The 22,956-nt window shown below is 61.6% G+C and carries 23 protein-coding genes and 1 rRNA gene; 14 read left to right on the top strand and 10 right to left on the bottom strand.

Annotated elements, in window-relative coordinates:
* A 5S ribosomal RNA gene (gene rrf / locus KVT38_RS23015) occupies positions 1-86 on the top strand; the annotation flags it as partial.
* Positions 87-473: 387 nt separating this feature from the next.
* Here rrf and KVT38_RS23010 read toward each other — a convergent pair.
* Entirely contained in the window at positions 474-632 is a 159-nt protein-coding gene (locus KVT38_RS23010) for a hypothetical protein (RefSeq protein WP_158543922.1), read from the bottom strand.
* A 157-nt stretch (positions 633-789) separates the two neighbouring features.
* Between KVT38_RS23010 and KVT38_RS23005 the strand changes: the two genes are divergently transcribed.
* On the top strand, positions 790-1,914 hold the full coding sequence (locus KVT38_RS23005; protein ID WP_217596087.1) for an SGNH/GDSL hydrolase family protein: 1,125 nt from the start codon (positions 790-792) through the stop codon (positions 1,912-1,914).
* A gap of 42 nt (positions 1,915-1,956) precedes the next feature.
* On the opposite strand, the gene fabV is transcribed toward KVT38_RS23005, so the two are convergent.
* Positions 1,957-3,147, bottom strand: coding sequence for an enoyl-ACP reductase FabV (gene fabV, locus KVT38_RS23000; RefSeq protein ID WP_217596086.1), 1,191 nt, complete (start codon positions 3,145-3,147; stop codon positions 1,957-1,959).
* 272 nt (positions 3,148-3,419) lie between these two features.
* Here fabV and KVT38_RS35280 point away from each other — a divergent pair, with 272 nt between their 5' ends.
* Positions 3,420-3,548: an ATP-binding protein gene (locus tag KVT38_RS35280; RefSeq protein WP_256454978.1), complete on the top strand. Its 129-nt coding sequence runs from the start codon at positions 3,420-3,422 to the stop codon at positions 3,546-3,548.
* Positions 3,545-4,147, top strand: coding sequence for a response regulator transcription factor (locus KVT38_RS22995; protein ID WP_217596085.1), 603 nt, complete (start codon positions 3,545-3,547; stop codon positions 4,145-4,147). Before KVT38_RS35280 ends, KVT38_RS22995 begins: the two co-directional genes overlap by 4 nt.
* A 93-nt stretch (positions 4,148-4,240) precedes the next feature.
* On the opposite strand, the gene KVT38_RS22990 is transcribed toward KVT38_RS22995, so the two are convergent.
* Together KVT38_RS22990 and KVT38_RS22985 are read right to left on the bottom strand one after the other, a co-directional pair.
* The gene (locus tag KVT38_RS22990) at positions 4,241-4,342 is read right to left on the bottom strand and encodes a sporulation protein YjcZ (protein ID WP_217596084.1); all 102 of its coding nucleotides are present in this window, start codon (positions 4,340-4,342) and stop codon (positions 4,241-4,243) included.
* A gap of 97 nt (positions 4,343-4,439) precedes the next feature.
* Complete coding sequence (locus KVT38_RS22985) at positions 4,440-4,622, bottom strand: hypothetical protein (protein WP_217596083.1); 183 nt, start codon at positions 4,620-4,622, stop codon at positions 4,440-4,442.
* A 126-nt stretch (positions 4,623-4,748) separates the two neighbouring features.
* Between KVT38_RS22985 and KVT38_RS22980 the strand changes: the two genes are divergently transcribed.
* Positions 4,749-6,026, top strand: coding sequence for a M48 family metallopeptidase (locus KVT38_RS22980; protein WP_217596082.1), 1,278 nt, complete (start codon positions 4,749-4,751; stop codon positions 6,024-6,026).
* On the top strand, positions 6,023-6,955 hold the full coding sequence (locus KVT38_RS22975) for a hypothetical protein (RefSeq protein WP_217596081.1): 933 nt from the start codon (positions 6,023-6,025) through the stop codon (positions 6,953-6,955). The genes KVT38_RS22980 and KVT38_RS22975 overlap by 4 nt, the downstream gene beginning before the upstream one ends.
* On the opposite strand, the gene KVT38_RS22970 is transcribed toward KVT38_RS22975, so the two are convergent.
* The gene (locus KVT38_RS22970; RefSeq protein WP_217596080.1) at positions 6,952-7,989 is read right to left on the bottom strand and encodes an LLM class flavin-dependent oxidoreductase; all 1,038 of its coding nucleotides are present in this window, start codon (positions 7,987-7,989) and stop codon (positions 6,952-6,954) included. The two genes, KVT38_RS22975 and KVT38_RS22970, sit on opposite strands and share 4 nt — an antisense overlap.
* Positions 7,990-8,127: 138 nt before the next feature.
* On the opposite strand from KVT38_RS22970, the gene KVT38_RS22965 reads away from it, so the two are divergent.
* Entirely contained in the window at positions 8,128-10,530 is a 2,403-nt protein-coding gene (locus KVT38_RS22965) for a glycoside hydrolase family 95 protein (protein WP_217596079.1), read from the top strand.
* On the top strand, positions 10,527-11,732 hold the full coding sequence (locus KVT38_RS22960) for a MalY/PatB family protein (protein ID WP_217596078.1): 1,206 nt from the start codon (positions 10,527-10,529) through the stop codon (positions 11,730-11,732). Before KVT38_RS22965 ends, KVT38_RS22960 begins: the two co-directional genes overlap by 4 nt.
* Here the strand turns inward: KVT38_RS22960 and KVT38_RS22955 are convergent.
* From KVT38_RS22955 to KVT38_RS22940, 4 genes are all read right to left on the bottom strand, one after another.
* A complete protein-coding gene (locus tag KVT38_RS22955) occupies positions 11,729-12,547 on the bottom strand; it encodes a helix-turn-helix domain-containing protein (RefSeq protein WP_217596077.1) in 819 nt (272 codons plus the stop codon). The genes KVT38_RS22960 and KVT38_RS22955 overlap by 4 nt on opposite strands.
* 150 nt (positions 12,548-12,697) lie before the next feature.
* Entirely contained in the window at positions 12,698-13,564 is an 867-nt protein-coding gene (locus KVT38_RS22950; protein ID WP_217596076.1) for a 1,4-dihydroxy-6-naphtoate synthase, read from the bottom strand.
* On the bottom strand, positions 13,561-14,274 hold the full coding sequence (locus KVT38_RS22945; RefSeq protein ID WP_254639462.1) for a futalosine hydrolase: 714 nt from the start codon (positions 14,272-14,274) through the stop codon (positions 13,561-13,563). The genes KVT38_RS22950 and KVT38_RS22945 overlap by 4 nt, the downstream gene beginning before the upstream one ends.
* 171 nt (positions 14,275-14,445) lie before the next feature.
* The gene (locus tag KVT38_RS22940; RefSeq protein WP_217596074.1) at positions 14,446-15,183 is read right to left on the bottom strand and encodes a ThuA domain-containing protein; all 738 of its coding nucleotides are present in this window, start codon (positions 15,181-15,183) and stop codon (positions 14,446-14,448) included.
* Positions 15,184-15,339: 156 nt separating this feature from the next.
* Between KVT38_RS22940 and KVT38_RS22935 the strand changes: the two genes are divergently transcribed.
* The 6 genes from KVT38_RS22935 to KVT38_RS22910 all read left to right on the top strand — a co-directional run bounded on the left by KVT38_RS22935 (position 15,340) and on the right by KVT38_RS22910 (position 21,880).
* The gene (locus KVT38_RS22935) at positions 15,340-16,239 is read left to right on the top strand and encodes a helix-turn-helix domain-containing protein (protein WP_217596073.1); all 900 of its coding nucleotides are present in this window, start codon (positions 15,340-15,342) and stop codon (positions 16,237-16,239) included.
* 471 nt (positions 16,240-16,710) lie between these two features.
* Entirely contained in the window at positions 16,711-17,070 is a 360-nt protein-coding gene (gene nrdI, locus KVT38_RS22930) for a class Ib ribonucleoside-diphosphate reductase assembly flavoprotein NrdI (RefSeq protein ID WP_217596072.1), read from the top strand.
* Complete coding sequence (nrdE, locus tag KVT38_RS22925; RefSeq protein WP_217596071.1) at positions 17,057-19,141, top strand: class 1b ribonucleoside-diphosphate reductase subunit alpha; 2,085 nt, start codon at positions 17,057-17,059, stop codon at positions 19,139-19,141. The genes nrdI and nrdE overlap by 14 nt, the downstream gene beginning before the upstream one ends.
* 34 nt (positions 19,142-19,175) lie before the next feature.
* On the top strand, positions 19,176-20,135 hold the full coding sequence (gene nrdF / locus KVT38_RS22920; RefSeq protein ID WP_217596070.1) for a class 1b ribonucleoside-diphosphate reductase subunit beta: 960 nt from the start codon (positions 19,176-19,178) through the stop codon (positions 20,133-20,135).
* Positions 20,136-20,343: 208 nt separating this feature from the next.
* On the top strand, positions 20,344-20,967 hold the full coding sequence (locus tag KVT38_RS22915; protein WP_254639461.1) for a C40 family peptidase: 624 nt from the start codon (positions 20,344-20,346) through the stop codon (positions 20,965-20,967).
* Between the two features lie 187 nt (positions 20,968-21,154).
* Complete coding sequence (locus KVT38_RS22910) at positions 21,155-21,880, top strand: cupin domain-containing protein (protein WP_217596069.1); 726 nt, start codon at positions 21,155-21,157, stop codon at positions 21,878-21,880.
* A 70-nt stretch (positions 21,881-21,950) separates the two neighbouring features.
* On the opposite strand, the gene KVT38_RS22905 is transcribed toward KVT38_RS22910, so the two are convergent.
* Complete coding sequence (locus tag KVT38_RS22905) at positions 21,951-22,850, bottom strand: AraC family transcriptional regulator (protein ID WP_217596068.1); 900 nt, start codon at positions 22,848-22,850, stop codon at positions 21,951-21,953.
* Between the last annotated feature and the right edge of the window lie 106 nt (positions 22,851-22,956).

Below are 22,956 nucleotides of genomic sequence, written 5' to 3'. Positions count from 1 at the left end.
TACCCATCTCGAACACGACCGTTAAGCCCTCCAGCGCCGATGGTACTTGGACCGCAGGGTCCTGGGAGAGTAGGACGCCGCCAGGCTAAATTGCAAAGAGAACCACTTTCTTCGGAGGGTGGTTTTTTGTTGTGTTTTGCGAATGGTGACGGCGGCGAGCGTGACATCGCGTGTACTGTCGGACTCATGAGGCGTTATTATGCGAATATCCGCGCTATAGAGCATGTTGCGGACCGGAGAGACGTTAATCGCGCCGCAGGCACCAGAAATAATCCGCTAACGTATAAATAAAGGCCCCTCAGTCCGCAAAGTCGCCAAACTGGGCGAAATGAATGAAAATAACGGCGCCTGGGTCCGCGAACAGTATGCGTGACGGGAGACATGGGACACGCGATACGATACACCCTCCAGGATTAGATACGAAAAGGCCGCCGGCGCAAGCGCCGACGGCTTCTTCTAAGTAGTGTGGAGCGTTATAACGCGTTTCTGCGGCCGCGGGAAAGAAGGACGAGACCGATGATCAGGACGATCAGACCGATGCCGCCGAACGACCAGACGAATTCGACCGCTGCCTTGGCCAACCAAAGTACGATGGCTACGATAACCGCTAGGATTCCGAGTACGAGTACCATTGTGATGACCTCCATATCGTAAGGGGATATCTTCTATTACCCAAATACGAGATATTGAACAAAATCGCTAATAAAATTTCGCAATAATAGCGGGTTGCCATCATATGACAAGCTGTTAAAATAACGTGTAGCAGGACACAAGAGAGGGAGCGATCTAGTGGAGCGGGGAGCAGCGAGCAGGTTAGAGGTCGTCCGCGTTCGAGGACAATTGACGAATACGAAGCGGAAGCTGGCGGAAGGCGGGCTGACGGTCGGCTTTATCGGCGGATCGATCACAGACGGGCGACCCGGCCACAATTGGCCGGAGCCGGTCGCGCGCTGGTTCGTAGCAAATTATCCGGACACCAGAATAGCGGTGGAGAACGCGGGGATTGGCGCGACGGGGAGCGATCTGGCTTGCTTTCGCGCCAAGCGGGACCTTATCGATCGGGGCTGCGATCTCGTCTTCGTGGAGTTCGCGGTGAACGACAATGACGTAGCGACCGAGCGACGGCAAAAAACGCGCGAAGGTTTGCTCAGACAGCTGCTTGCGAGCGGAACGACGGACGTGGTGTTGGTTTATACCTATTGCAGGGACATGTACGAACCGATGACCGAAGGACGAGTGCCGCCAAGCATCGAGGAATTCGAGGCGCTTGCGGCGCATTACGGGCTTAGCTCGGTATGGATGGGATTGCATGCGTTGAATGAGGTAAAGGCCGGGCTGCTTCGCTGGGAGGAATGGCTTCCCGACAACCTTCATCCGACGGAGCGAGGCAGCTACAGCTATGGCGAGAGTGTCATCGGCTTTTTGCGCTCGGCGCTCTCGAACGCGTCGGACGAGACCGTGTCCGAAGTCGCCAATTCATCCGCAGGGCTGCCGGAGCCGCTGGATCCGGGGCATTGGCAGCAGGTATCTATCTTGCCGTTCGAGGACCTTCGGACGGAAGGACCTTGGATGATCAAGCGCTGGGTGACGCTGGAATGGATCGACCGCGCGTTGTCGACTTCGGCGATCGGCGCCAAGCTCGCTTTTTCGTTCGAGGGGAGAGGATTCGTCCTGGCATTCGACTTCGGCAAGCTGTCCGCCGAATGCCGATATCGGATCGACGGCGGCGAGTGGCAAGCAACGTCCAGGGTGCGCCACGACTGGTGCGGGCCGACCGGATGGCTCAAGATGGAGACGCTGGCCGACGACCTGCCGGGCGGCAGGCACGAGGTGGAGCTGGAGGTCATTCACGGTAACAAGCCGGATTGCGGCGGCACGCGCTTCGATCTGGCCTTTGTCGGCGTCATCGCATAACGCTTAAACAAAGGGAGCCCTCCGCGGGGCTCCCTTTGTCGTCTAGCGCAAATTCGCGATCGCTACGTCAGGCTCGACCTCCGCCTCGTAATCGACGGCTCCGGTCTCAAACCCGAACAGCTGGAAAAACTCCTTGCGGTAGCCTTCGAGATCGGACAGCTCATACACGTTGTCCGTCGAAAGCGCCGCCCACAGCTGCTCGACTTCGGCTTGAATCTCGGGGTGCATCTCCCAATCGTCGATGCGAATACGGCCTTTTTCGTCCACCGCGGTCTCGCTGCCGCCGTACAGCCGTTCGGAGAACAGCCTGTACATTTGCTCGATGCAGCCTTCGTGAAGTCCCTTTTCCTTCATGACCTTGTACAGCACGGAAATGTAGAGCGGAACGACCGGAATGGCGGAGCTCGATTGGGTGACCAGCGCCTTGTTCACCGAGACGAACGCGCGGCCGCCGGTCGCGGACAGCCGATCGTTCAGGCGGAGGCCGGTCGCCTCGAGATGCTCCTTGGCGCGTCCGATCGTGCCTTCGCGGTACACGGCATGCGTGATCTCCGGTCCGATATACGTGTACGCCACGGTCGTCGCATCCTCGGTCAGCACGCCGGCATCGCGAAGCGCGTCGATCCACATCTCCCAGTCTTCGCCGCCCATGACGGCGACTGTCTGACGGACTTCGTCCTCGGTGGCGGGCTCGATCGAGGCGAGCGACACTTCGCCCGTATGGAAGTTGACCGTCTTGTTCGTGTAGGTGCCGCCCAGCGGCTTAATGACGGAGGAAAACGTCTCGCCTGTCTTCGGATGCGTCCGCCGAGGAGAAGCGACGCTGTAGACGACGAGGTCGACCTGACCGAGCTCCTCGCGGATTGTGGCGATCGTCTTGTCCTTGTTCTCGTCGGAGAAGGCGTCGCCGTCGATGCTGAACGACTTCAGCCCGGCCTCGGAGGCCGCTTCTTCGAAGGCAGCGGAGTTGTACCAGCCGGCCGAGGCCGTGCGGGCGCCTTCGGCGGCTTTGTCGAAGTAGACGCCGATCGTATTCGCGCCGGCGCCGAAGGCGGCGACGATGCGGGAAGCGAGGCCGTAGCCCGTCGACGCGCCGATGACAAGCGCATTGCGAGGGCCCTTGATAGCAGGTTTTCCTTTTACGTATTCCACTTGACGCTGAACCTGGATGGCGCAGCCGTCCGGATGCGCGGTCGTGCAGATAAAGCCGCGGGTTTTCGGTTGGATGATCATGGGTTCGCATTTTCCTTTGCCATATAGAATAGGAGGACGGGTCAAGCTGGTCCGACTTCCCTATTGTACCTAATTCGGACAGGGGAAGGGAAGGCGTTCATAAGAGAGAAACGTTCGCGATTTTCATATGACAATTGTCATGCCGGAAGGTTACGGTTGTGAATGCATGAGCGATTTTCCAAACGATACACTGTTGCTAGCGGTTAGACGAATGGAGGAAGATGGAATGAACCAGGTCATCGAGCTCGAACGCCGGCTCGGGGCTGCAAGGCATGCGGGAAAGGCTGCGACTCATCGAGGGAGAACTTGAATGGCGTTCGGAGGCGGGGGCGGGAACGCAGCTTGTCATTAAGCTGCCGCTCGTGGAAAAAACGGGAGTTGAGGAGGCGAGTGGCGCGTGAGAGTCATCGTTGCGGAGGATCAAGGCATGCTGCGGGGGGCGCTTAGCGCCCTGCTCGATCTCGAGGACGACATCGAGGTCGTCGGACAAGCGGCGGACGGCGAGCAGGCGCTTCGGATGATCGAAACGCTCGATCCCGATCTGTGCGTGATGGATATTGAAATGCCGAAGCTGACCGGGCTCGACGTCGCGGAGCGATTAAAGGAAACGAAGCACGGCTGCAAGGTCGTCATTCTGACGACGTTTTCGCGATCGGGCTATTTTCAGCGTGCGATGCGGGCAGGCGTCAAAGGCTTCCTGCTGAAGGATTCGCCGATTGACGAGCTCGGCGCCGCGCTGCGGTCGGTTCACGGCGGCGGGCGCGCCGTCAGCCCCGAGCTGGCGATGCAGCTCTGGGAAGCCGAAAATCCGCTCACCGAAAGGGAGCGGGAAGTGCTGAAGCTGGCCGGCGCGGGGCTTGGCGCGGGCGAGATCGCATCGAGGCTGTTCCTGTCGCACGGCACGGTACGCAACTACTTGTCCGAGGCGATTCAGAAGCTGGACGCCAAAAACCGAATCGAAGCGACGCTGATTGCCGAACGCAACGGCTGGCTGGGCTGATGAATCGAGCCCTGCGTATCGGTTAAGAGTAAAGAACGGCCTTGAAGGGCGAAAGGCTCCCCTTCGAGGCCGTTCTTTCGTTGGCCGGATCGTTTAGAAAAAGCCGACCCGCAAAATGATGACGAGCAAAACGAACATAACGAGCGCGAACGCTGCGCCGCTGCCGTAGCCGCCGCCTTCAACCGGATATCCCATCGCTATCACCACCGTGTCCGAGGTTAAATGCTCGTTGCTCAGTCAGTGTATGTGGATTGCTGGGATCGGCTTATGCTATAGCCTATACGAATCCATTTCATGTCCGGGGAGGCCGGCTCTTCTTGGACATTCGTACCCGCCGCCAGCCGAAGACGGCCAGCGCGATGCCGGCGACCACGAGAATGGCGCCTACGTAAGGATTGAGGAAGAGGAGGTCGGCGACGCCGAAAATGACGATTAATATTCCGAAAATGACGAATTGAAGCGGATGCGTCTGCATGCGGCGGAACCTCCGGTATATGGCGAATGATTGGCGTTGATACGATCATAGGGCGTACGGTTCTTTTTTGCAATCGGGACGGCCAGCTTTTATGATGAAGAAAAACGACCGGCAAGGAGAGTCGACATGTTCATCGTCTTGCGGCTTCGAAAGTACGGCTTATGGTTGGCGGCCTGCGCGGCGATCATCCTTCTGTACGTATGGTATACGTCGCCGAACGCGGTGCCGGACGCATACAAAGGCAGCGCTGCCGACCCGTCCCTTTTTTATACGGCGGATCAGCTTCGCGAGAGCGCGACGCTGAACGCGATCCGGAACGGCATCTTTTTTCTTAGCTGGCCCTGGCAATGGGCGATCTATTTGTTTCTGCTGACCGGCGGCTGGTCGCGCGCCTGGAAGGCGCGGATCGAGAGCAGCAGGCTGCCGGCGCTTATGCGTCTGCCTTTTTACGTTTTGCTCGTCTATGCGGCATCCACCTTGCTGTATTTGCCGCTCAAGATCGCCAGCTATTCGGTGTCGCGCAGCTACGGCATCTCGACGCAGACCGCGGGGAGCTGGCTGGAAGACCGGGGGCTCGACTTCGCGATCGGTTACGCCACGATGGTGACCGTCTATGCCGTTGCCAGATGGATCATGTCTCGCGGCGGCCGCTGGTGGCTTCGGCTTTGGCTCCTGTCGGTTCCGTTTACGCTGTTCATGATGTACGTTCAGCCTGTCGTCATCGATCCGCTTTACGACAAGTTCGGGGAATTGTCCGATCCTGCGCTCGAGTCCGCGATCCTGGACCTGGCGGGCAAGGCCGATATTCCGGCGGATCGGGTGTACGAAGCGCATATGTCGGCCAAGACGAACGCGATCAATGCCTACGTGTCCGGCATCGGCGGATCGCTTCGCATCGTGCTGTGGGACACGGCGCTCGCCAGACTGGACCAGCCGGAGATTATGCAGATTATGGCGCACGAGATGGGCCACTACGTCAAGCATCATCTGGAATGGAGCGCGGTCGGCGCGATCGGCAGCTCCTTCGTGCTGCTCTGGATCGGCGGCGGCATCTTCGGCGTTGTCTTGCGGACGAAAGGCAAGGCGTGGGGCATTGAACGCGTCTCGGATATGAACGCGCTACCGCTCATTCTGCTGCTGCTGTCTGCGCTGAATTTTGCGGCGCTGCCCGTCTCCAACGCCGTATCCAGACACGCCGAGGCGGCCGCGGACCGGTACGCGCTCGAGCTGCTCGGCACGGCCGACGGAGCGGTGACGATGCATCAGAAGCTGGCGGTCGCCGCGCTGAGCGACGTGAATCCGCCGCTGCTCGTGAAGTGGCTTCGTTCGACGCATCCGAGCGACATGGCGCGGATCGTGCAGGCCGAACGGTACGCGTCTGAGCACGGGGAGGCGGCGCGGTGATCGGAGCGGGAGTGACGGCGGGGATTCGGATGCCCGGGACGCAGACGTCGAACGCCGCAGGCGCCGGCTATCTGCTGCGATTGTACGTGCTGAACGGTGTGCGCAGCGCGCCTCGTTTTCTCGACGGCTTGAACGCGACGCTCGCCGCGCGTCTGGCTGCGCTCGGGTGCGAGGTGCGCGGCCGCGTGCTCTTTCCGTACGACGATTGGCACAGGAGGCTGCTGCCGCAAATCCGGGAGGCGCGCTTTGACATCATGCTTCCGTATCGGAGGTACGAGCGCTCCATCGGGGGGCGTCGCGTTTTGGCCGAGCTCGATCGGGACCGGTCCGAATCGGACGCCCGAAAAAATCGGCAAGAAGAGGAAGCGGTACGAGAGGGACAGGCGTCAGCGGCGAATGGGGAGCGTGCAGCCGATCGTCCAAAGGAGCTCGCGCTATTCGTCGGCCATAGCGCGGGCGGGGTGGCTGCCGTGCATGCGTCAGGGCTGCTGCTCGCGCGCGAAGGCGGGCTGCCGAGCCCTGTCGTCATGATCGGATCGCCGAAGTGCCGCATTCCCGGACCGCTGCGCGACGCGGTGCTCTACGTGCAGGCGGAGCGGACGCGGGAGGCCCGCGGTGCGGCGAACGGCGCGCAGACGCCGGCATCTGCGCGGCCACAGACGCTGGCCGCGGGCAAGGCGGCGGACCCGATCTGCAGGATCGGGTCCTTCGGCGGCTGGAGCAAAAACGCGGGCAGGCTGCTGCCCGGCTGGCGCGGCGATCTTCATGCGCCGGGCGCCCGCGCGGCCGTCCGGATCGCCGGGGGACACGCCGATTATTTTCGCGACGGCTCGCCTTATACCGCAGACGACGGCCGAACGAACATGGACGAGACGCTCGCGGCGATATGGCCTTGGCTGACGGCGCGGCTGCTCGAGCGGATGCGCTAGTCGGCGCAGGCTTCCATGATGAGCTCGTACGAGCGAACGCGGTCGGCAAAGTCGTGCGCGTACGATACGATCATGAGCTCGTCCGCGTCGAACGTCTCGCGCAGCGCCCGCAGCCGGTCGCGAACCTGCGAGGGATCGCCGACGATCAGGGCGTGCTCGGAGCCAGGCTCACCGAACGCTGCCGGCCCGGACTCGCCGAGCAGGCGCGCCGCTTCGTCCGGATGGGGAATGCCCGTCTCGCCGCGGCCCTGGCCGGCCAGCAAGCGCCAGGCCCGCACGCTGCGGGCGATCGCTTCGGCCCGTTCCTGCGTATCGGCGCAGACGGCCGACACGGCCAGAACGACGTAAGGACGATCGCCGCGCGACCCGTCGAAGCCGCTGCGATAGGCGGCGATCGCATCGCGTGTATTTTCGCGGTTCATAAAATAGCCGTAAGCATAGCCCGTCCCGTATGCGGCGGCCAGGCTTGCGCTTTTGACGCTCGTGCCGAGCACCCATGGCGCGGGGCCGACGCCGGCGCCGCCCGTCGGCGGACGAACCGTTTCATCTGCCGCTTTCACGCGATCGGCTTCCCCGTGACCCGCTTCCGGGGTTCCGGGTTTTTCGCCGTCCAGGTAACGCACAAGTGCGGCGAAGTCATCGGGCATTCGCAGCGCGCGCTCGAGGTAGTTGTCCGACAGCGCCATCGATATCTCCGCCGGGCCGCCGGGAGATCTGGCGACGCCGAGATCGATCCGTCCCGGGAACAGGGAAGCGAGGAGGCGGAACGTCTCCGCGACCTTGTACGGCTTGTAGTAGGGCAGCAGGATCGCGCCGGCCCCGATCCGAATGCGCGAGGTGACGGCGCCGATCATGCCGAGCATCACTTCGGGCGTCGAGCAGGCGAGCCCGCCGAGATCGTGATGCTCGGCGATCCAGTAGCGCGCGTAGCCCAAGCGCTCGCCGGCCTGTGCGAGCGCCGCCGAGCAGCGCAGCGCGTCGCCCGGGCTCTGGCCGGCGACGAGCGGCGCCTGGTCCAATATGCTTAAGTTCATGAACAACCCTCCGATCTATTCTCCATTATACCGCGTGTCTCCAAATAGGCGTTCACATTCCCGACCCCTTCTGATAGCATGGAGGTATTCGCCCGGCAGGATGCCGGAACAGTCTGCAAGCGGAGTGAGGGAGAACGGATGTCAAGCTGGAAAAACGAAGGGTTGCGGACGCTCTGGTACAGACGGCCCGCGTTGGAATGGAACGAAGCGCTGCCGATCGGCAACGGGCGCATCGGCGCGATGGTGTTCGGGGACCCGCGGCGCGAGCGGATGATGCTGAACGAAGACACGCTCTGGTCGGGCGAGCCTGCGGATACGAACAACCATGGCGCGCTCCCGCATCTGGCGCGCTGCCGGGAGCTGATCGCCGAAGGGAAGTATTGGGAAGCGCAGCAGCTTGCCGAAGCGAATATGCTGAGCGTCGATACGGAAGCTTATCAGCCGCTCGGCAATCTGCTTATCGATGTGGATGCGCTCAGCCCGGGAGCGCCTTCCGGATACGTCCGGAAGCTGGATCTCTCGCAAGCGCTGCACACCGTGTCTTACGAAGAGGACGGCGTCGTCTTCAAGCGGGAGGCGTTTGTCTCGGCGACCGAGCAGGCGCTTGTCGTGCGGCTTACGGCCGGCAGGCCGGGCGCGCTCGGCTTCACGGCATCGCTCGAGAGCCCGCATCCGGCCGAGACGTCGGCGATGGCGGACGGCTCACTGGTCATGAGTGGCCGCGCGCCCGTGTCCGTCGCGCCGGAGGTCGCCTACGCGCCGGGGCGGGGAACCGGGTTCGCCGCGGTCATTCGCGTCGTGGATACGGACGGACGCGCCGAGACGCAAGGGGACGGCCGCATCCGCGTATCGGGCGCGTCGCGGGCGACGCTGCTGCTGACGGCGGCTACGAGCTTCGCCGGTTACGACAGCGATCCCGCCGCGGGACCGGACCCGGTCTCGCGCTGCATGCAGGATCTGGCGGACGCCTCGCTTGCGTCGTACGACGTGCTGATCGAACGGCACACGGATTCGTACCGCGCTTTTTTCGACCGAACCGATCTTCGGCTGGGCGTCGCGGGCGTGGACGAGCAGGCCGCGCTGCCTACGGACGAGCGGCTCGCGCGCGCAAATCAAGGCAGCGCGGATACGGGGCTGACGGAGCTGTATTTTCATTATGCGAAATATTTGCTCATTTCAAGCTCGCGGCCCGGCACGCAGGCGGCCAATCTTCAAGGCATCTGGAACCATCACCTGACGCCGCCGTGGCGGAGCAATTATACGATCAATATCAACACGCAGATGAATTATTGGCCGGCCGAGGCGCTCGATTTGCATGAACTGGCCGAACCGCTGTACGACCTGATCGGCGAGCTGAGCGTCAAAGGCAAAGAGACGGCGCGAATTCACTATGGCGCCCGGGGCTGGACGTCGCATCACAATACGGACGTCTGGCGCAGGGCGAACCCCGTGGAAGGATCGGCCAGCTGGTCGCTCTGGCCGATGAGCGCGGCTTGGCTTTGCAGACATCTGTGGGAGCGGTACTTGTATGGCGGCGACCGCGCGGAGCTAGCCGAGCGCTTCTACCCGATCATGAAGGAGGCGGCGCGCTTCGCGCTCGACTGGCTTGTGCCGGACGGCTCCGGGAAGCTCGTCACCTCGCCCGCGTCAACGCCGGAGAATCTGTTCCTGGACGAGCAGGGCCGACAATGCGCGCTCTCCGCGGGCACGACGATGGACCTCTCTATTTTGTCCGAGCTCCTGCAAAGCGTGATCGACGCCGGCGCCGAGCTCGGTGTGGACGAAGCATGGCGACTCGAGCTGCAGGACGCGGTGAACCGGATCGAGCCGTTCCGGATCGGCAGCAAGGGCCAACTGCTCGAATGGTCTGAGGAGTTCGAGGAGGAGTCGCCGGGCCATCGGCACTTCTCCCACCTGTACGGCATGTACCCGGCCGAGCAAATCGACCGCCTGGGCACGCCTGAGCTGGCCGCTGCGGTTCGCCGCAGCCTTGAGCTCCGTCTGGCGGCCGGCAGCGGACATACCGGCTGGAGCTGCGCCTGGCTCGTCAATTTGTGGGCAAGGCTGGGCAGCGGCGAAGAAGCGCATCGCTATGTCTCGCAGCTGCTCGCCAAGTCCACGTATCCGAACCTGCTGGACGCGCATCCGCCTTTTCAGATCGACGGCAACTTCGGCGGAGCGGCAGGCATTGCCGAGATGCTGCTGCAGAGCCATGCGGGCGAGCTGCGGATTTTGCCTGCGCTACCCGTGGCTTGGCCGGCCGGCGGCGTGCGCGGCTTGCGCGCGCGGGGCGGCTATCGCGTCGATATCGATTGGCGGTACGGCGACTGGGCGGAGGTCCGCATCGCGGCCGACCGTGACGGCCGCTGCGCGGTACGGCTGCCGGGGAGCGCAGCGGCCGCGGTCGAGGACGGAGCCGGTCGCGCCGTGCCGTGCGAGCTGGAGGACGGACGCTTGATATTTCTCGCGGTCGCGGGCCAATCGTTCAGGCTGATCAAGCCCGCCCGTGACCGACACGACGAACAGGAGGGGATTCAATGAACAAGTTTGACAAAAAGGTAGAGCTCAAGCGCCCCGACTCGCTCAAATGGTCCGGTGCGGATCGTCTGTTCAAAGGAGAAAATCTGCTGCCGCTGTGGGTCGCCGACATGGACTTCGAAGCGCCGGCACCCGTATTGGAGGCGCTTCGGCGTCGCGTAGACGAAGGACTGTTCACCTATTCCGAGCTGCCCGCTTCGTTGTTCGAGGCGGTGGCGGGCTGGCTGGACCGCAGATTCGAATGGAAGGTCGCCACGAGCGACCTGCTGTTCGCGCCGGGCGTCGTGACGCTGCTCAAGGCGGCGGTGCAAGCTTATTCGCAGCCTGGCGACAGCGTCATCGTGCAACCCCCGGTCTACGGGCCTTTCGGCGAGGCGGTGACCGGACAAGGCCGTGAGCTGGTGCTGAATCCGTTGAAGATCGAGAATGGAAGGTATACGATCGATTTTGAAGATCTGGAGGCCAAGCTGAAGCTGACGGGAGCGAAGCTGCTGCTGCTGTGCAGTCCGCACAATCCGACCGGACGCGTGTGGGAGGAGGCCGAGCTGAACCGGCTCACGGAGCTCTGCGGCGCCTACGGCGTGACGGTCGCATCCGACGAGATCCATTCGGACCTGATTCTGTCGGGCGCGCATAAGCCGATCGCATCGCTGCCCGGCATGGCGGAGCGCACCGTTACGTTCATCGCGCCGAGCAAGACGTTTAATATGGCGGGGCTGCATACGTCGTTCGCCGTGGCGACCGACGAGACGCTTCGGAAAGGGCTCGATCAGGCGCTCGGTTACCGGGGGCCGAATCCGTTGTCGATCGCGGGGGCGGAGGCGGCTTACCGGGAAGGAGAAGCCTGGCTGGAGGAATGCCTGACGTATTTGCGCGAAAATGCGTCGTTCGCGGCCACCTTTTTCGCCGAACGACTGCCCGAGGCGCTCGTCTACGTGCCGGAAGCGACTTATCTGCTGTGGATCGATATGCGGCCGTTCGGTCTGAGCCAGGCCGAGCTGGGCCGTCTAATGGTGGAGGAAGCGCGCGTTGCCGTAAGCGGCGGCGGCGCGTTCGTAAGCGAGGGAGAAGGGCGCATCCGCATCAATCTGGCGACCCGGCGCGAGATCTTGGAGGAAGGTCTGAACAGGATCGCCCAAGCGCTGGCCAACGTCCGGGGCTCCGGAGTCGCCGGGGCCGGACAAGCGGAAGCGGGCGAAGGCTAGAGCTCTTCGCCGTTCCAGCTGGCCCTGCGGATTTCCGACGGCGTGCGTCCCGTGATCTGCTTGAGCGTGCGCGAGAAATGATGGGGCGTCTTGAACCCGCACTGGCGCGCGATCTCCGCGGCGGGCAGCCCCGTATGCTCGAGCAGCTCCACGGCCCGCTCGGTCCGGTACCGCCACACATAATGAATCGGCGTCTCGTGCTCGTATTTGTTGAACAGCCGCACGAGATGCTCGGGCGTGACCCCGGCCTCCCAGGCCAGATCGCTCAGCTTGATCTCGCCTCCGTAATGCGAGCGGATCCAGGCTAACGCCCGTTCGACGGCAGGCGAGCCTGGCGAAGTTTCGATGCCTTCCGCCGACGCGCCGTCCGCTTCGGGCTGGAGCCGGAGCACGGCGGCGCCCAGGCTCCGCATGATTGCGCCGTCGCTCGGCAGCTCGTTCTGCACGGTGAGAATGAGTTCGACGAGCTTGTTCATCTCCGGCGACACGGGCCATACGTCGGGGGGCTCGGCGGCATCGCCGCCGGGGAGCGAGCGCTTGTCGATCTGCACGGCGACCCAATTGTGCCGCGTCACGTCGCTGCCTGTTATATCGAAGGACTCCACATGTCCGGGCTTCAACAATATGGCTTGTCCGGCCTTGACCTGCTGAGGCGCGCCGTCGATCGTGACGCGCATCTCGCCCGCATCCAGCAGCAAAAGCTCAAAATCGCGCTGCTTGCGCGGCCCGAACCGGCCCCCCGACGCATACGTGGCAGAACCGGCGACCGCCGATTTGACCGCCTCGAAGGGAACTTGCGACCTGCTTGACGCCACTCGCATAACCTCCAGTTGCTGCGATTCGCAGCCTGCTTCGCTGTTTAGTACATACACGCCAGACGGCTATGTGAATCGCCGTTCGGCGCAAAAAAACGGCCGCGCCGTCCATAAGGGACGTGCGCGGCCGTTTGGCGCGGTCGAGCAGGTTTAGCGGGCGTTTGCGCCGCTGCGCAGACGGAGCGACGCCAGGCGCGCTTCGGGCACGAGGCCTTCCGCGGCGGCGCGGCCGAGGAGCGCGTCGACGGCCGCGAAGCCGTCCTCGCCCAGATCGCGGGTGAAGCGGTTCACATACAAGTCGATATGCGACTTGGCCACCTCGGGCGACAGCTCTTGCGCATGCGACATCACGTACTCGCGCGAAGCTTCGGGATTCGCCCATGCATAGTCGACGGAAGCGCGAATCCAGCCGGCTACCGCCTCCAGATCGAGCGAGCGCTTCGCGACGATGGCGCCGAGCGGGATCGGAAGGCCGGTATCCTGCTCCCGCCAGCTGCCCAGATCCTGCAGCATCGTCAGGCCATAGTGCTGGTGGGTGAAGCGGGCGTCGAGGATGTCGAGGCCAGCGTCGAACTCGCCGCGCTGCACCGCCGGCATGACCTGGTGGAAAGGCATGACCAGGATGCGGCCGACGCCGCCGGGAACGTTCTGAGACGCCCACAAGCGGAACAACAGGTAGGCGGTCGAGCGCTCGCTCGGCACGGCTACCGTCTTGCCCGACAGCAGGGCGGGGTCGAATTGCCCGTCCGCAGCTCCGCCGGCCGTAAGCACGAGCGGCCCGCAGCCGCGGCCGAGCGCGCCGCCGCAAGGCAGCAGCGCGTAGTCGGGATGCGTCCACGGCAGCGCCGCGTAGGAGATTTTCATGACCTCCGGACCTTCCGTGCCTTCGGACAAGCCGTTGGTGATGTCGATGTCGGCGTACGTCACGTCCAGGCTAGGGGCGCCTGGGATCAGGCCCGCCGACCACGCATGGAAGACAAACGTATCGTTAGGACAAGGGGAATAGGCGATTTTCAAGCGAGCTCGACCTCCTTCATAATGGCGAATGCGGCGGACAGCGCGGCCAGCGCGTCGCCGATGCGCCAAGCGTCGCGATCCCGCGGACCGACCGCGTTCGAGATCGCGCGCAATTCGATAAACGGCTTGTCCGCATAGGAAGCCGCGACAGCTACGCCGTAGCCTTCCATGCCCTCGGCTACGGCGCCGGGCACGCGCGCGGACCGGACGGCCGCCGTAGCGGACGTGCCGGTCGCCGTGGACGCGGTCACGATCGGACCCGAGGCGGCGACCAGTCCGGCGCGGTTCAGCGCCTGCAGCAGCGCTTCGGCGAGCGCAGCGTCGGCTTCGAGCGCGGAAGCGCCGAAGCCGAGCTCGTCGACCGAGGCGAAGCCGTCCGCCGTCTCGACGCCGAGATCGGCGGCGATGGAGGCGGTGCCGACCGCGAGCGTCCCCACGGGCGCCAGCTCGGGGTACCCGCCCGCGATGCCGGCGCTCACGACGAGCGTCCAGTCTTCGCCGTCTCCGAGCGCGGCGGCCGTGCGTGCGGCCGCGCTCGCCGGTCCGACGCCGCACAGCCGCACGTCGAAGCGGCTGTCGCCGTTCAGGCCGCGGAGCACCGCATCGCGTTCCGCCTCTACCGCCGTCATGACAAGCACGCGCGCTTCGGCGCGAAGTCCCGTCTTTTCTTTTTGCGCGGATTGCTCCGTCAGTTCCGGCAAGTGGTTCATCTCCATTTCGTCCCATGGCGTTCATGTCCCGTTACGGAGGCATCGATCTATTGTACCGCAGTTGCCCGCGTCAGTGAAGGGAAGGGAAGAGAGGGCCAGCCTGCGAACGAGAAAAAACAGCCTCGCCGGCGAGAACCGGCGAGGCTGCGGTCGTATGACGCGGACGGGCGATCAGGACTTCGGCTTGATCGCTTCGAGCGGCTTGTGGTTGCCGTACTTCGGGTATTCGCGTGTCGAAGGCGCGGCCCACTTGGCGGCATTGCCGAGCACGCGGCGAATCTGCTCGTTGTAGTAGGTCGGGTACGTCTCATGACCCGGGCGGAAATAAAAAATCTTGCCCTGGCCGCGGTGGAACGTGCAGCCGCTGCGGAACACTTCGCCGCCCTCGAACCAGCTCACCATGACCAGCTCGTCCGGCGCGGGGATGTCGAAGTGCTCGCCGTACATTTCTTCCGCGGGAAGATCGATGTACTCGCCGATGCCTTCGGCGATCGGATGGTTCGGCGCGACGACCCAGATGCGCTCGTTCTCGTCGGCTTCGCGCCACTTGAGGTCGCAGGACGTACCCATCAGCTTCTTGAAAATTTTGGAGAAGTGGCCGGAGTGCAGCACGATGAGTCCCATGCCGCGCAGCACGCGGGCATGGACGCGATCGACGATCTCGTCCTTGACGTCGCCGTGCGCCATATGCCCCCACCAGAACAGCACGTCCGTCTCGCTCAGCAATTGTTCGGACAGGCCGTGCTCTCCGTCCTGGTCGAGCGTCGCATAGCGGACTTCGAAGTCCTGCGTTCCGAGACCCTGTCCGATCGCGGCGTGAATGCCTTCCGGATACACCTCGCGTACCTTTTCGTTCGTTTGTTCGTGGCGATTTTCGTTCCATACGGTAACTCTGATGCGTTGTGTCATTTGGCTGAAGCCTCCCGATCTTTAGTTTCATGTTTATGCTTTCTTGTTATCAGTATAGTCAATCCGGGCTTGCCGGAATATGTCTGATCTTAATTCATTTGTATTCAAAAGTGTTATACTGCTTGATGAAGCTATTAATGAGGTGAACGATAGAAGATGCCGAACGCCATCGATACGCACACCGCTGCGGTGAACGAAAAAGTCGTATACCAGAACCCGCTGTTGTTCCTCAAAGTATGGGAGCTTCGAGGCGTTCAGCGGCTTCGCAGGCCAACGGATGCCTGGCCCTGGCATTATCATAAAGAAGTGGAGTTTCTGGCGATTCTGGAGGGCGGTCTCGAGGTGCAGACGATGACGTCGCTGACGACGCTCGGTCCCGGGGACGTGATGGTGATCGGCTCCTCCCGGCCGCACCGGACCTGGAGCGCGCATGGCGAGACCGTGCGATATATCGTATTCCAGGTCGATCTCGTGCGGCATTTTGACCAGAGCATCTTGCCGTACCTGCATCATTTTTCGGAGCTGACCGGTCCGCTCGAGGACCTGAACTACATATTCGAAGTCAATCCGGCCGCCAGAGCGGAGGCCCATGCGCTGATCGCGGAGATCTACGATGAGACGTACAGCGGGAGGACGGGTTACGAGATCGCCGTCAGCGCTTCGATCAAGCGCCTGCTGCTCCTGCTGCTGCGCGGGGACGACCGCGGGATGCTGCGCGGCACCGAGGAGGCCGGCATCGTGCGGATGCGGCCCGTGCTCGATTATGTTGAAAGCCGCCTCGGGGAGAAGATCGCGGTGGACGACGTGCGCCGCCTGCTGGGCATGAGCTACCACCATTTCATCAAGACGTTCAAGCGGACGATGGGCATCCCGTTCGTGGACTACGTTAACTACAACCGGATCAAAAAAGCGGAGCGCCTGCTGCTCACGACCGACCTCAGCATTATGGAGGTTAGCTTCGAGGTGGGCATCTGGAACATGGCGCAGTTCTACAAATTGTTCAAGCGGCACAACCAGCATTCGCCCAAAGAGTTCAGGCAGCGGATGCGCAATTGACGGCGGAAAATTCGAAAACAATCCCTTGACAAATCGGACAAGAACTCCCCCTATATGTAGTAGAAGCGGGCCGGCGCCGTCAATTTTCGGCCCGCCGTTTTTTTGCGAGTCGGCCCCAATCGACCGCAGCCCTTACGGGGCGCGGGTTTTGCGAATTCCTGCCGGCAGTCCATAAATTTTAGGCCGCTCCATGGATTGACAGCCACAATATATTGATATAAATTTATAAATGTCCTCAACATATCGGTTTAAACTCCGCGGCCGCTGGTTAATAAACGGTAGCGGAAAATGACGATAGGTTGACCCGGCCAGTCAGCGCCGGAGGGTTCGAACAACAGGATATTCGGCGGGTTTTCGAAGGCTGCATTGCAGCATTGGCGAAAGCTTTTTCGGGGTGCCCGAATAGCGGAATTCTGCGCGCCGTTTCTTCAAATTTATTACATATTTTCAACAATTCAGGAGGGTTGCGCCATGCTGATCGCATACGCATCGAAGACGGGAAACGTTCGGAGGTTCATTAACAAGCTGAATCTGCCGGCGGTGCCGATCGACGGAAACGAGACGTTGGACGAGCCGTTCGTCCTCGTGACCTACACGACCGGATTCGGGCAGGTGCCGGACAACGTGGTCTCCTTCCTGGAGCGCAACGCAAGCAAGATGATCGGCGTATCGGCCAGCGGCAACCGCAATTGGGGCGACAGCTTCGCGAAGAGCGCGGACACGATCTCGGAGCGGTACGGGGTGCCGGTGCTTTACAAGTTCGAACTGTCGGGCACGCAGCGCGACGTCGACAATTTCAAGCGGGAGGTGAGCGCAGTTGCGGCATATTGAATTGAACAACCTGCTGATGCAGCGCGACGCTGACGGATTTTTTCAACTGGACAAGGATCTGGAGGCCGTCGATGCGTTTATGGAAGAAGTGAAGCAGCGCAGCCTGTCGTTCACGGGGCATCTGTCCAAGGTTCATTATATGATCGAGAACGACTATTACGAGGACGTGTTCGCGAAGTACAAGGAGCACGAAGTCGAAGAGGTATACCGGGTTGCGCACGGCTACGACTTTAAATTTCCTTCCTATATGGCGGCTTCGAAGTTCTACACCGATTACGCGGTGAAGAGCAACGACCGCAGCATCTATCTGGAGCACTACCCGGACCGCGTCGCGATCGTCGCGCTGCATCTGGGACGCGGCGACGTCAATACGGCGCACCTGCTGGCGCAGGCGATGATGGAGCAGCGCGTGCAGCCGGCGACGCCGACCTTCCTGAACGCGGGCAAGAGCCGCCGCGGCGAGATGGTATCCTGCTTCCTGCTGGAGATGGACGACGCGCTCAATTCGATCAACCATGTGCTCGGCACCTGCATGCAGCTGTCCAAGATCGGCGGCGGCGTCGCCGTCAACCTGTCCAAGCTGCGCGGACGCGGCGAGAGCATCAAGGGCGTCGAGGGCGCCGCGAAGGGCATCATGCCCGTGCTCAAGCTGATGGAAGACGCCTTCTCCTACGCCGACCAGATGGGTCAGCGCAAGGGCTCCGGCGCCGGCTACTACAACATTTTCGGCTGGGACGTCATGGAGTTCCTCGACAGCAAGAAGATCAACGCCGACGAGAAGACGCGCCTCAAGACGCTGTCGATCGGCCTGATCGTGCCGTCGAAGTTCTACAAGCTGGCAGAAGAGAACAAGCCGCTGCACGTCTTCGCGCCGTACACGGTATTCAAGGCATACGGCACACATCTCGACGACATGGACCTCGACGAGATGTACGACACGCTGCTCGCGGACGACCGGGTGAAAAAGAAGGCGATCATGACCGCCCGCGACATGCTCGTCAAGATCGCGACGACGCAGCTCGAGTCCGGCTACCCATACATCATGAACCGCTCCAACGCGAACAAAAACCACGCGCTGAAGGATATCGGCTCCATCAAGATGTCGAACCTGTGCACGGAGATCTTCCAGCTGCAGGAGACGAGCGAGATCGGCGACTATGGCCGGCCTGACGTCATCCGCCGAGACATCAGCTGCAACCTGGCTTCGCTGAACATCGCGAACGTCATGGAGCACAAGAAGATCAAGGAATCGGTCCATGAGGGCGTCATGGCCCTGACCGCCGTGAGCGACATGACGACCGTCGCCAACGCGCCGGGCGTCGCCAAGGCGAACCGCGAGCTGCACTCCATCGGCCTCGGCGCGATGAACCTGCACGGCTATCTCGCGAAAAACAAGATTGCCTACGAGAGCGAAGAGGCGAAGGATTTCGCCCGCACGTTTTTCATGAGCATCAACTTCCACTCGATCGAGAAGAGCATGGATATCGCGAAAAAATCGGGCATCACGTTCGACGGCTTCGAGAAATCCGAGTATGCCAAAGGCACATACTTTGACCGTTATACGGAGATCGACTACACGCCGCATACGGACAAGGTCAAGGAGCTGTTCGCCGGCATCGCGATCCCGACGCGGCAGGATTGGGCGCAGCTGAAGGCCGACGTCATGAAGCACGGTCTGTACCATGCTTACCGTCTCGCGATCGCGCCGACGCAGAGCATCTCGTACGTACAGAACGCGACTTCAAGCGTCATGCCGATCGTCGAGCAGATCGAGACGCGGACGTATGCGAACTCGACGACGTATTATCCGATGCCGTTCATGCGCCAGGACAACTTCTTCTATTACAAGTCGGCCTATCAGATGGACCAGTTCAAAGTGCTGGACCTGATCGCGGAGATTCAGGCGCACGTGGACCAAGGCATCTCGACCGTGCTGCACGTCAACAGCAACGTGACGACGCGCGAGCTGGCCCGCTACTACATTTACGCAGACAAGCTGGGACTCAAGTCCCTCTACTATACGCGGACGAACCGCCTGTCCGTCGAAGAATGCATCGCCTGCGCCGTCTAAGACGGCGCAGGCGAATGTGAAGGAGATTAGAGCTATGGCAACGCACAAGGCGGTCAACTGGAACCGGCCCGACGACGACTTCTCCGCGATGTTCTGGAACCAGAACATCATGCAGTTCTGGACGGACGAGGAGATCCCGCTGTCCGACGACAAGATGTCGTGGATGGAACTGAACGACGACGAGCGCGATCTGTACATGAAGGTGCTCGGCGGCCTCACGCTGCTCGACACCGTGCAGGGCGGCGTGGGCATGCCGAAGATTCTGGAGCATGTCGAAGGCTTGCAGCGCAAAGCCGTGCTCGGCTTCATGGCAATGATGGAGCAAATACACGCCAAGTCCTACTCCAGCATCTTCACGACGCTGGCGACGACCGAAGAGATCGACCAGGTGTTCGCTTGGGTCGAGCGCAATCCGCATCTGCAGACGAAGGCGGAGACGATCGCCCAATACTACAACAACATCAACACGCCGAAGGATCTGTATCTCGCGATGGGCGCTTCGGTGCTGCTCGAGAGCTACCTGTTCTACAGCGGCTTTTTCTACCCGCTTTATTTGGCCGGACAAGGCAAGATGACGAGCAGCGGCGAGATCATCGACCTGATCCTGCGCGACGAGAGCATCCACGGCGTCTATGTCGGCCTGCTGGCCCAAGAGATCTACGCGAAGCTCGACGAGGACGAGCAGACGGCCGCGTACGAGACGCTCAAGGGACTGCTCCGCTACCTGCACGACAACGAGGAGCGGTATACCGAGAGTCTGTACGAGACGCTTGGCCTGACCGGCGAGGTGAAGGCGTTCCTCCGTTACAACGCGAACAAGGCGATGATGAACATGGGCCTCGAGCCGCTGTTCGAAGACGAGGACATCAATCCGATCGTCCAGAACGGCATCAGCACGCGAACCAAGCAGCACGATTTCTTCTCCAAAAAGGGCAACGGCTACGTTCGGACGACGAACGTGCAGCAGCTTCGCGACGAAGACTTCGTATTTTAAATCGTATATCTGTCAGCGCATCGCCCCGCAGCCGATTGTCGGTTGCGGGGTCTTTTTGTTGCGTTTGCTTTGCAGATCGTTGTCTCCAGAGTCCAGTTTATTCCAAGACCAAAGTCTGTCCCGCAAACTGCACCTGCGCCAGATTTCCGCGCGTCGGCGCTTTGATAAGCTAAAGCCATAGAGAATGAATGGCGGGGAGCGGGCGAAAATGATCGAGGGAATGCGCAAGGAACATCGGGAGAAAAGCATTTATATTTTATTGACCGATACGGGGACGTTGTTCACCACGATGATCAAACGGTTCACGGCTGCGCCCTACAATCATGCTTCGCTCGTTTTCGGCGCGGATTTGAGCGAGGTCTACAGCTTCGGACGAAAGAAGCCGACCAATCCTTTTGCGGGCGGATTTGTCGAAGAGGACGTTTATACGGGCACGTTCCGGCATTTCCCGAATACGGGGTGCGCGCTGCTGCGTCTGCGGGTTACGCAGCGGCAGTACGAGGAGGCGCGCCGTGTGGTGGGCGCGTTCAAGCGTCAGCGGGAGCGGTACAGCTATAACCTGATCGGACTTTTCGGCGTGCTGATGGGTCGCGAGATGGGCGCGGACGATGCGTATTTTTGTTCGGAATTCGTCGCGGAGGCGCTGCGCGAAGCGGGGGTGCGGCTCTGGGAACGGCCGTCGGCGCTCGTGACGCCGGAGCATTTTAGAGGGCATGCCGAGTTGGAGACGGTGTACGAAGGTCGCCTGTACGACTATCCGCTTCTCGATCGTGCAAGGCTCGGTTACGGCGGCGAAGCGCCGGAATCTGCGATGGAGTGGGCCGTATCTTAATTGGAATTCATTCACCCGACGTTCGTCCACCCTGCGGATCGCGTGTCGGGTTATAATTGGTTTGACAATGAGAATCATTATCAATAAAATAGAGCTAAACGAATAATTGGCGTGCCGGAAAGGAAGTTGATGATGTACTGCGCTTCTCCGATTACGGATCGACGCTACGCGAAGGAGGGGAGCAGCCGTGCAGGCTGACGGATGGAAAGAGCTCGATCATCTTTGGTTCAAGCTTAGAAGAACGAAGCGAATCGCGAAAAGCAATGCGCAAGCCGGGATTTCCCTGTCGCAAGGCAGGGGATTCTATACGCTGGTTGCGGTGACGGAAGGACGCGGCGTACTGTTGACCGACGGTCAAGCGTTCGGCGTCGATGAAGGGACGATCTATGTCGCCGAGCCAGGCGCATCGATGACCCTCTTGCCGGAGGGAGAAGCGACGACGGAGCTCTATTTGTTTTCCTTCGACGTTATGCGGGACCGAAGCCGGGATATGGCCGGCGAATCGCGGGCGGAACTTCAGCCGATGCCCCAAGCGGGAAAGCCCCTGCGCATCCCGCCGGTATCGCTCTCCGCGATGAGCCGTGCCGTATACGGCAGCATGACGGGCCAGAGCGGACTCGAGCGTTTTCGCAGCCAGTTCCTGTTCCAGGAGTTGCTCCATCGCGTATTTAACGAGTGGATGGCCGAGCCCAGCGACGAGCTCAATATCGCGTTGGAGCATCTGCGGACGTATATCGAGCAGCACTACTATGAACCGCTGTCGGTCAAGCGGCTCGCCGGATTGTCCAAGATCAGTCCGCGGCACCTGGTGCAAATGTTTAAGGATAAATATAAAGTCGAGCCGATGGAATACGTCCGAACGCTACGGGTGCAACGGAGGAAGGCGAAGACGATGACGGCAGGCCAAGCTTGAGATCCGGAGCGCTAGCGTAGCCGAAGCCTGAATAGCGGCAGTGCCGGAAAACGAGAGCTGCCGGCGACGATCAGCCGGGATGGCCGAATCCGCCGCTTGCGAGGGGCGAAGGCACCGTCCCGGCTTGCTTGCGATACTGCCCGGGCGCGCAGCCGACGACGCGCTTGAATAGCGCTGCGAAGTGGGACATGTCCTGATAGCCAACGGCCTCGGCGACGGCGACGAGCTTCCAATCGGTGTCGCGAAGCAGCCGGCAGGCTTCGCGCATGCGCAGCGACTGCTGATAGGCCAGTGGCGTCATGCCGGTATATCGGACGAACAGCCGTTGGAATTGTCGTTCGCCGATGCCGGCTGCGGCTGCCAGCGCGGATGTCGAGAGCGGCGTTGCATACGCCCCGTGGAGGACGCGAAGCGCCTCTTCGAGACCGACCGGCATCGTCGCGGCAGCGGGTGCGCGCTCTTCGCCAAGGCGAAGAAGAAGAATCAGCAGATCGAGCAGCAGCACGTGCAGCGCGGCTACGCGTGCGGAGCGTCTGGCGCGGTGCTCGAGATGCATCCGTCCGAAAAGCCGCTCGCATTCCCCGTCCGCGTCGCGGAAGTAGCGTATGCTCGGCTGTTCGAGCAGTGCAGCCAAAGGGGCGCTGCCCGGTATGCCGCGCAGCAGTTCGCCGAACCGTTCCGTTTGGATCAGGCAATTGCGGACGACGAGCGGACGGGAACGGGAAGGTGAGACGGGTCTGAATACATGAGAGACGCCGACCGGGATAAGGACGACGTCTCCTTGTTTTACGGCGACGGGCGGCTGATCGGTATGGTGGACACCGCTGCCTTCGGAGACGTAGCTGATCTCGAGAAAGTCATGACGATGCTCGTGCAAGTCATAGGTTTCGACCGCGCGATTGATGGAGATCGGCAGGTCGTCCTCAAAATATTTTTCCCCGAACAAGATACGAATGTCCCGCCTGGCCATGCAGGTCGCCTCCCTTGCGAGCGGATGTCGGATTTCCCCTGATCGAATGTCGGGATCGCCGCGATTCAACCGCTAGTTTTCATTATAAGATGTAGGCGGTTGCATG

Origin of the sequence: Cohnella sp. GbtcB17, from assembly GCF_019091135.1 — a bacterium.
Taxonomy (GTDB): domain Bacteria; phylum Bacillota; class Bacilli; order Paenibacillales; family Paenibacillaceae; genus Cohnella.
The sequence above is the reverse complement of the archived record's forward strand: the minus strand, read 5'-3'. Positions and strand labels throughout refer to the sequence as shown.

Bases quoted from the DNA above. Each gene is read 5' to 3' on its own strand.
- nrdF (WP_217596070.1), top strand. From the start codon at position 19,176: ATGGCAACGCACAAGGCGGTCAACTGGAACCGGCCCGACGACGACTTC.
- KVT38_RS22960 (WP_217596078.1), top strand. From the start codon at position 10,527: ATGAACAAGTTTGACAAAAAGGTAGAGCTCAAGCGCCCCGACTCGCTC.
- KVT38_RS22970 (WP_217596080.1), bottom strand. From the start codon at position 7,989: ATGAACTTAAGCATATTGGACCAGGCGCCGCTCGTCGCCGGCCAGAGC.
- KVT38_RS22945 (WP_254639462.1), bottom strand. From the start codon at position 14,274: ATGAACCACTTGCCGGAACTGACGGAGCAATCCGCGCAAAAAGAAAAG.
- nrdI (WP_217596072.1), top strand. From the start codon at position 16,711: ATGCTGATCGCATACGCATCGAAGACGGGAAACGTTCGGAGGTTCATT.
- KVT38_RS22965 (WP_217596079.1), top strand. From the start codon at position 8,128: ATGTCAAGCTGGAAAAACGAAGGGTTGCGGACGCTCTGGTACAGACGG.
- KVT38_RS35280 (WP_256454978.1), top strand. From the start codon at position 3,420: ATGCGGGAAAGGCTGCGACTCATCGAGGGAGAACTTGAATGGCGTTCG.
- KVT38_RS22990 (WP_217596084.1), bottom strand. From the start codon at position 4,342: ATGGGATATCCGGTTGAAGGCGGCGGCTACGGCAGCGGCGCAGCGTTC.
- KVT38_RS22905 (WP_217596068.1), bottom strand. From the start codon at position 22,850: ATGGCCAGGCGGGACATTCGTATCTTGTTCGGGGAAAAATATTTTGAG.
- KVT38_RS23010 (WP_158543922.1), bottom strand. From the start codon at position 632: ATGGTACTCGTACTCGGAATCCTAGCGGTTATCGTAGCCATCGTACTT.
- KVT38_RS22985 (WP_217596083.1), bottom strand. From the start codon at position 4,622: ATGCAGACGCATCCGCTTCAATTCGTCATTTTCGGAATATTAATCGTC.
- KVT38_RS22915 (WP_254639461.1), top strand. From the start codon at position 20,344: ATGATCGAGGGAATGCGCAAGGAACATCGGGAGAAAAGCATTTATATT.
- KVT38_RS22935 (WP_217596073.1), top strand. From the start codon at position 15,340: ATGCCGAACGCCATCGATACGCACACCGCTGCGGTGAACGAAAAAGTC.
- KVT38_RS22980 (WP_217596082.1), top strand. From the start codon at position 4,749: ATGTTCATCGTCTTGCGGCTTCGAAAGTACGGCTTATGGTTGGCGGCC.
- fabV (WP_217596086.1), bottom strand. From the start codon at position 3,147: ATGATCATCCAACCGAAAACCCGCGGCTTTATCTGCACGACCGCGCAT.
- KVT38_RS22940 (WP_217596074.1), bottom strand. From the start codon at position 15,183: ATGACACAACGCATCAGAGTTACCGTATGGAACGAAAATCGCCACGAA.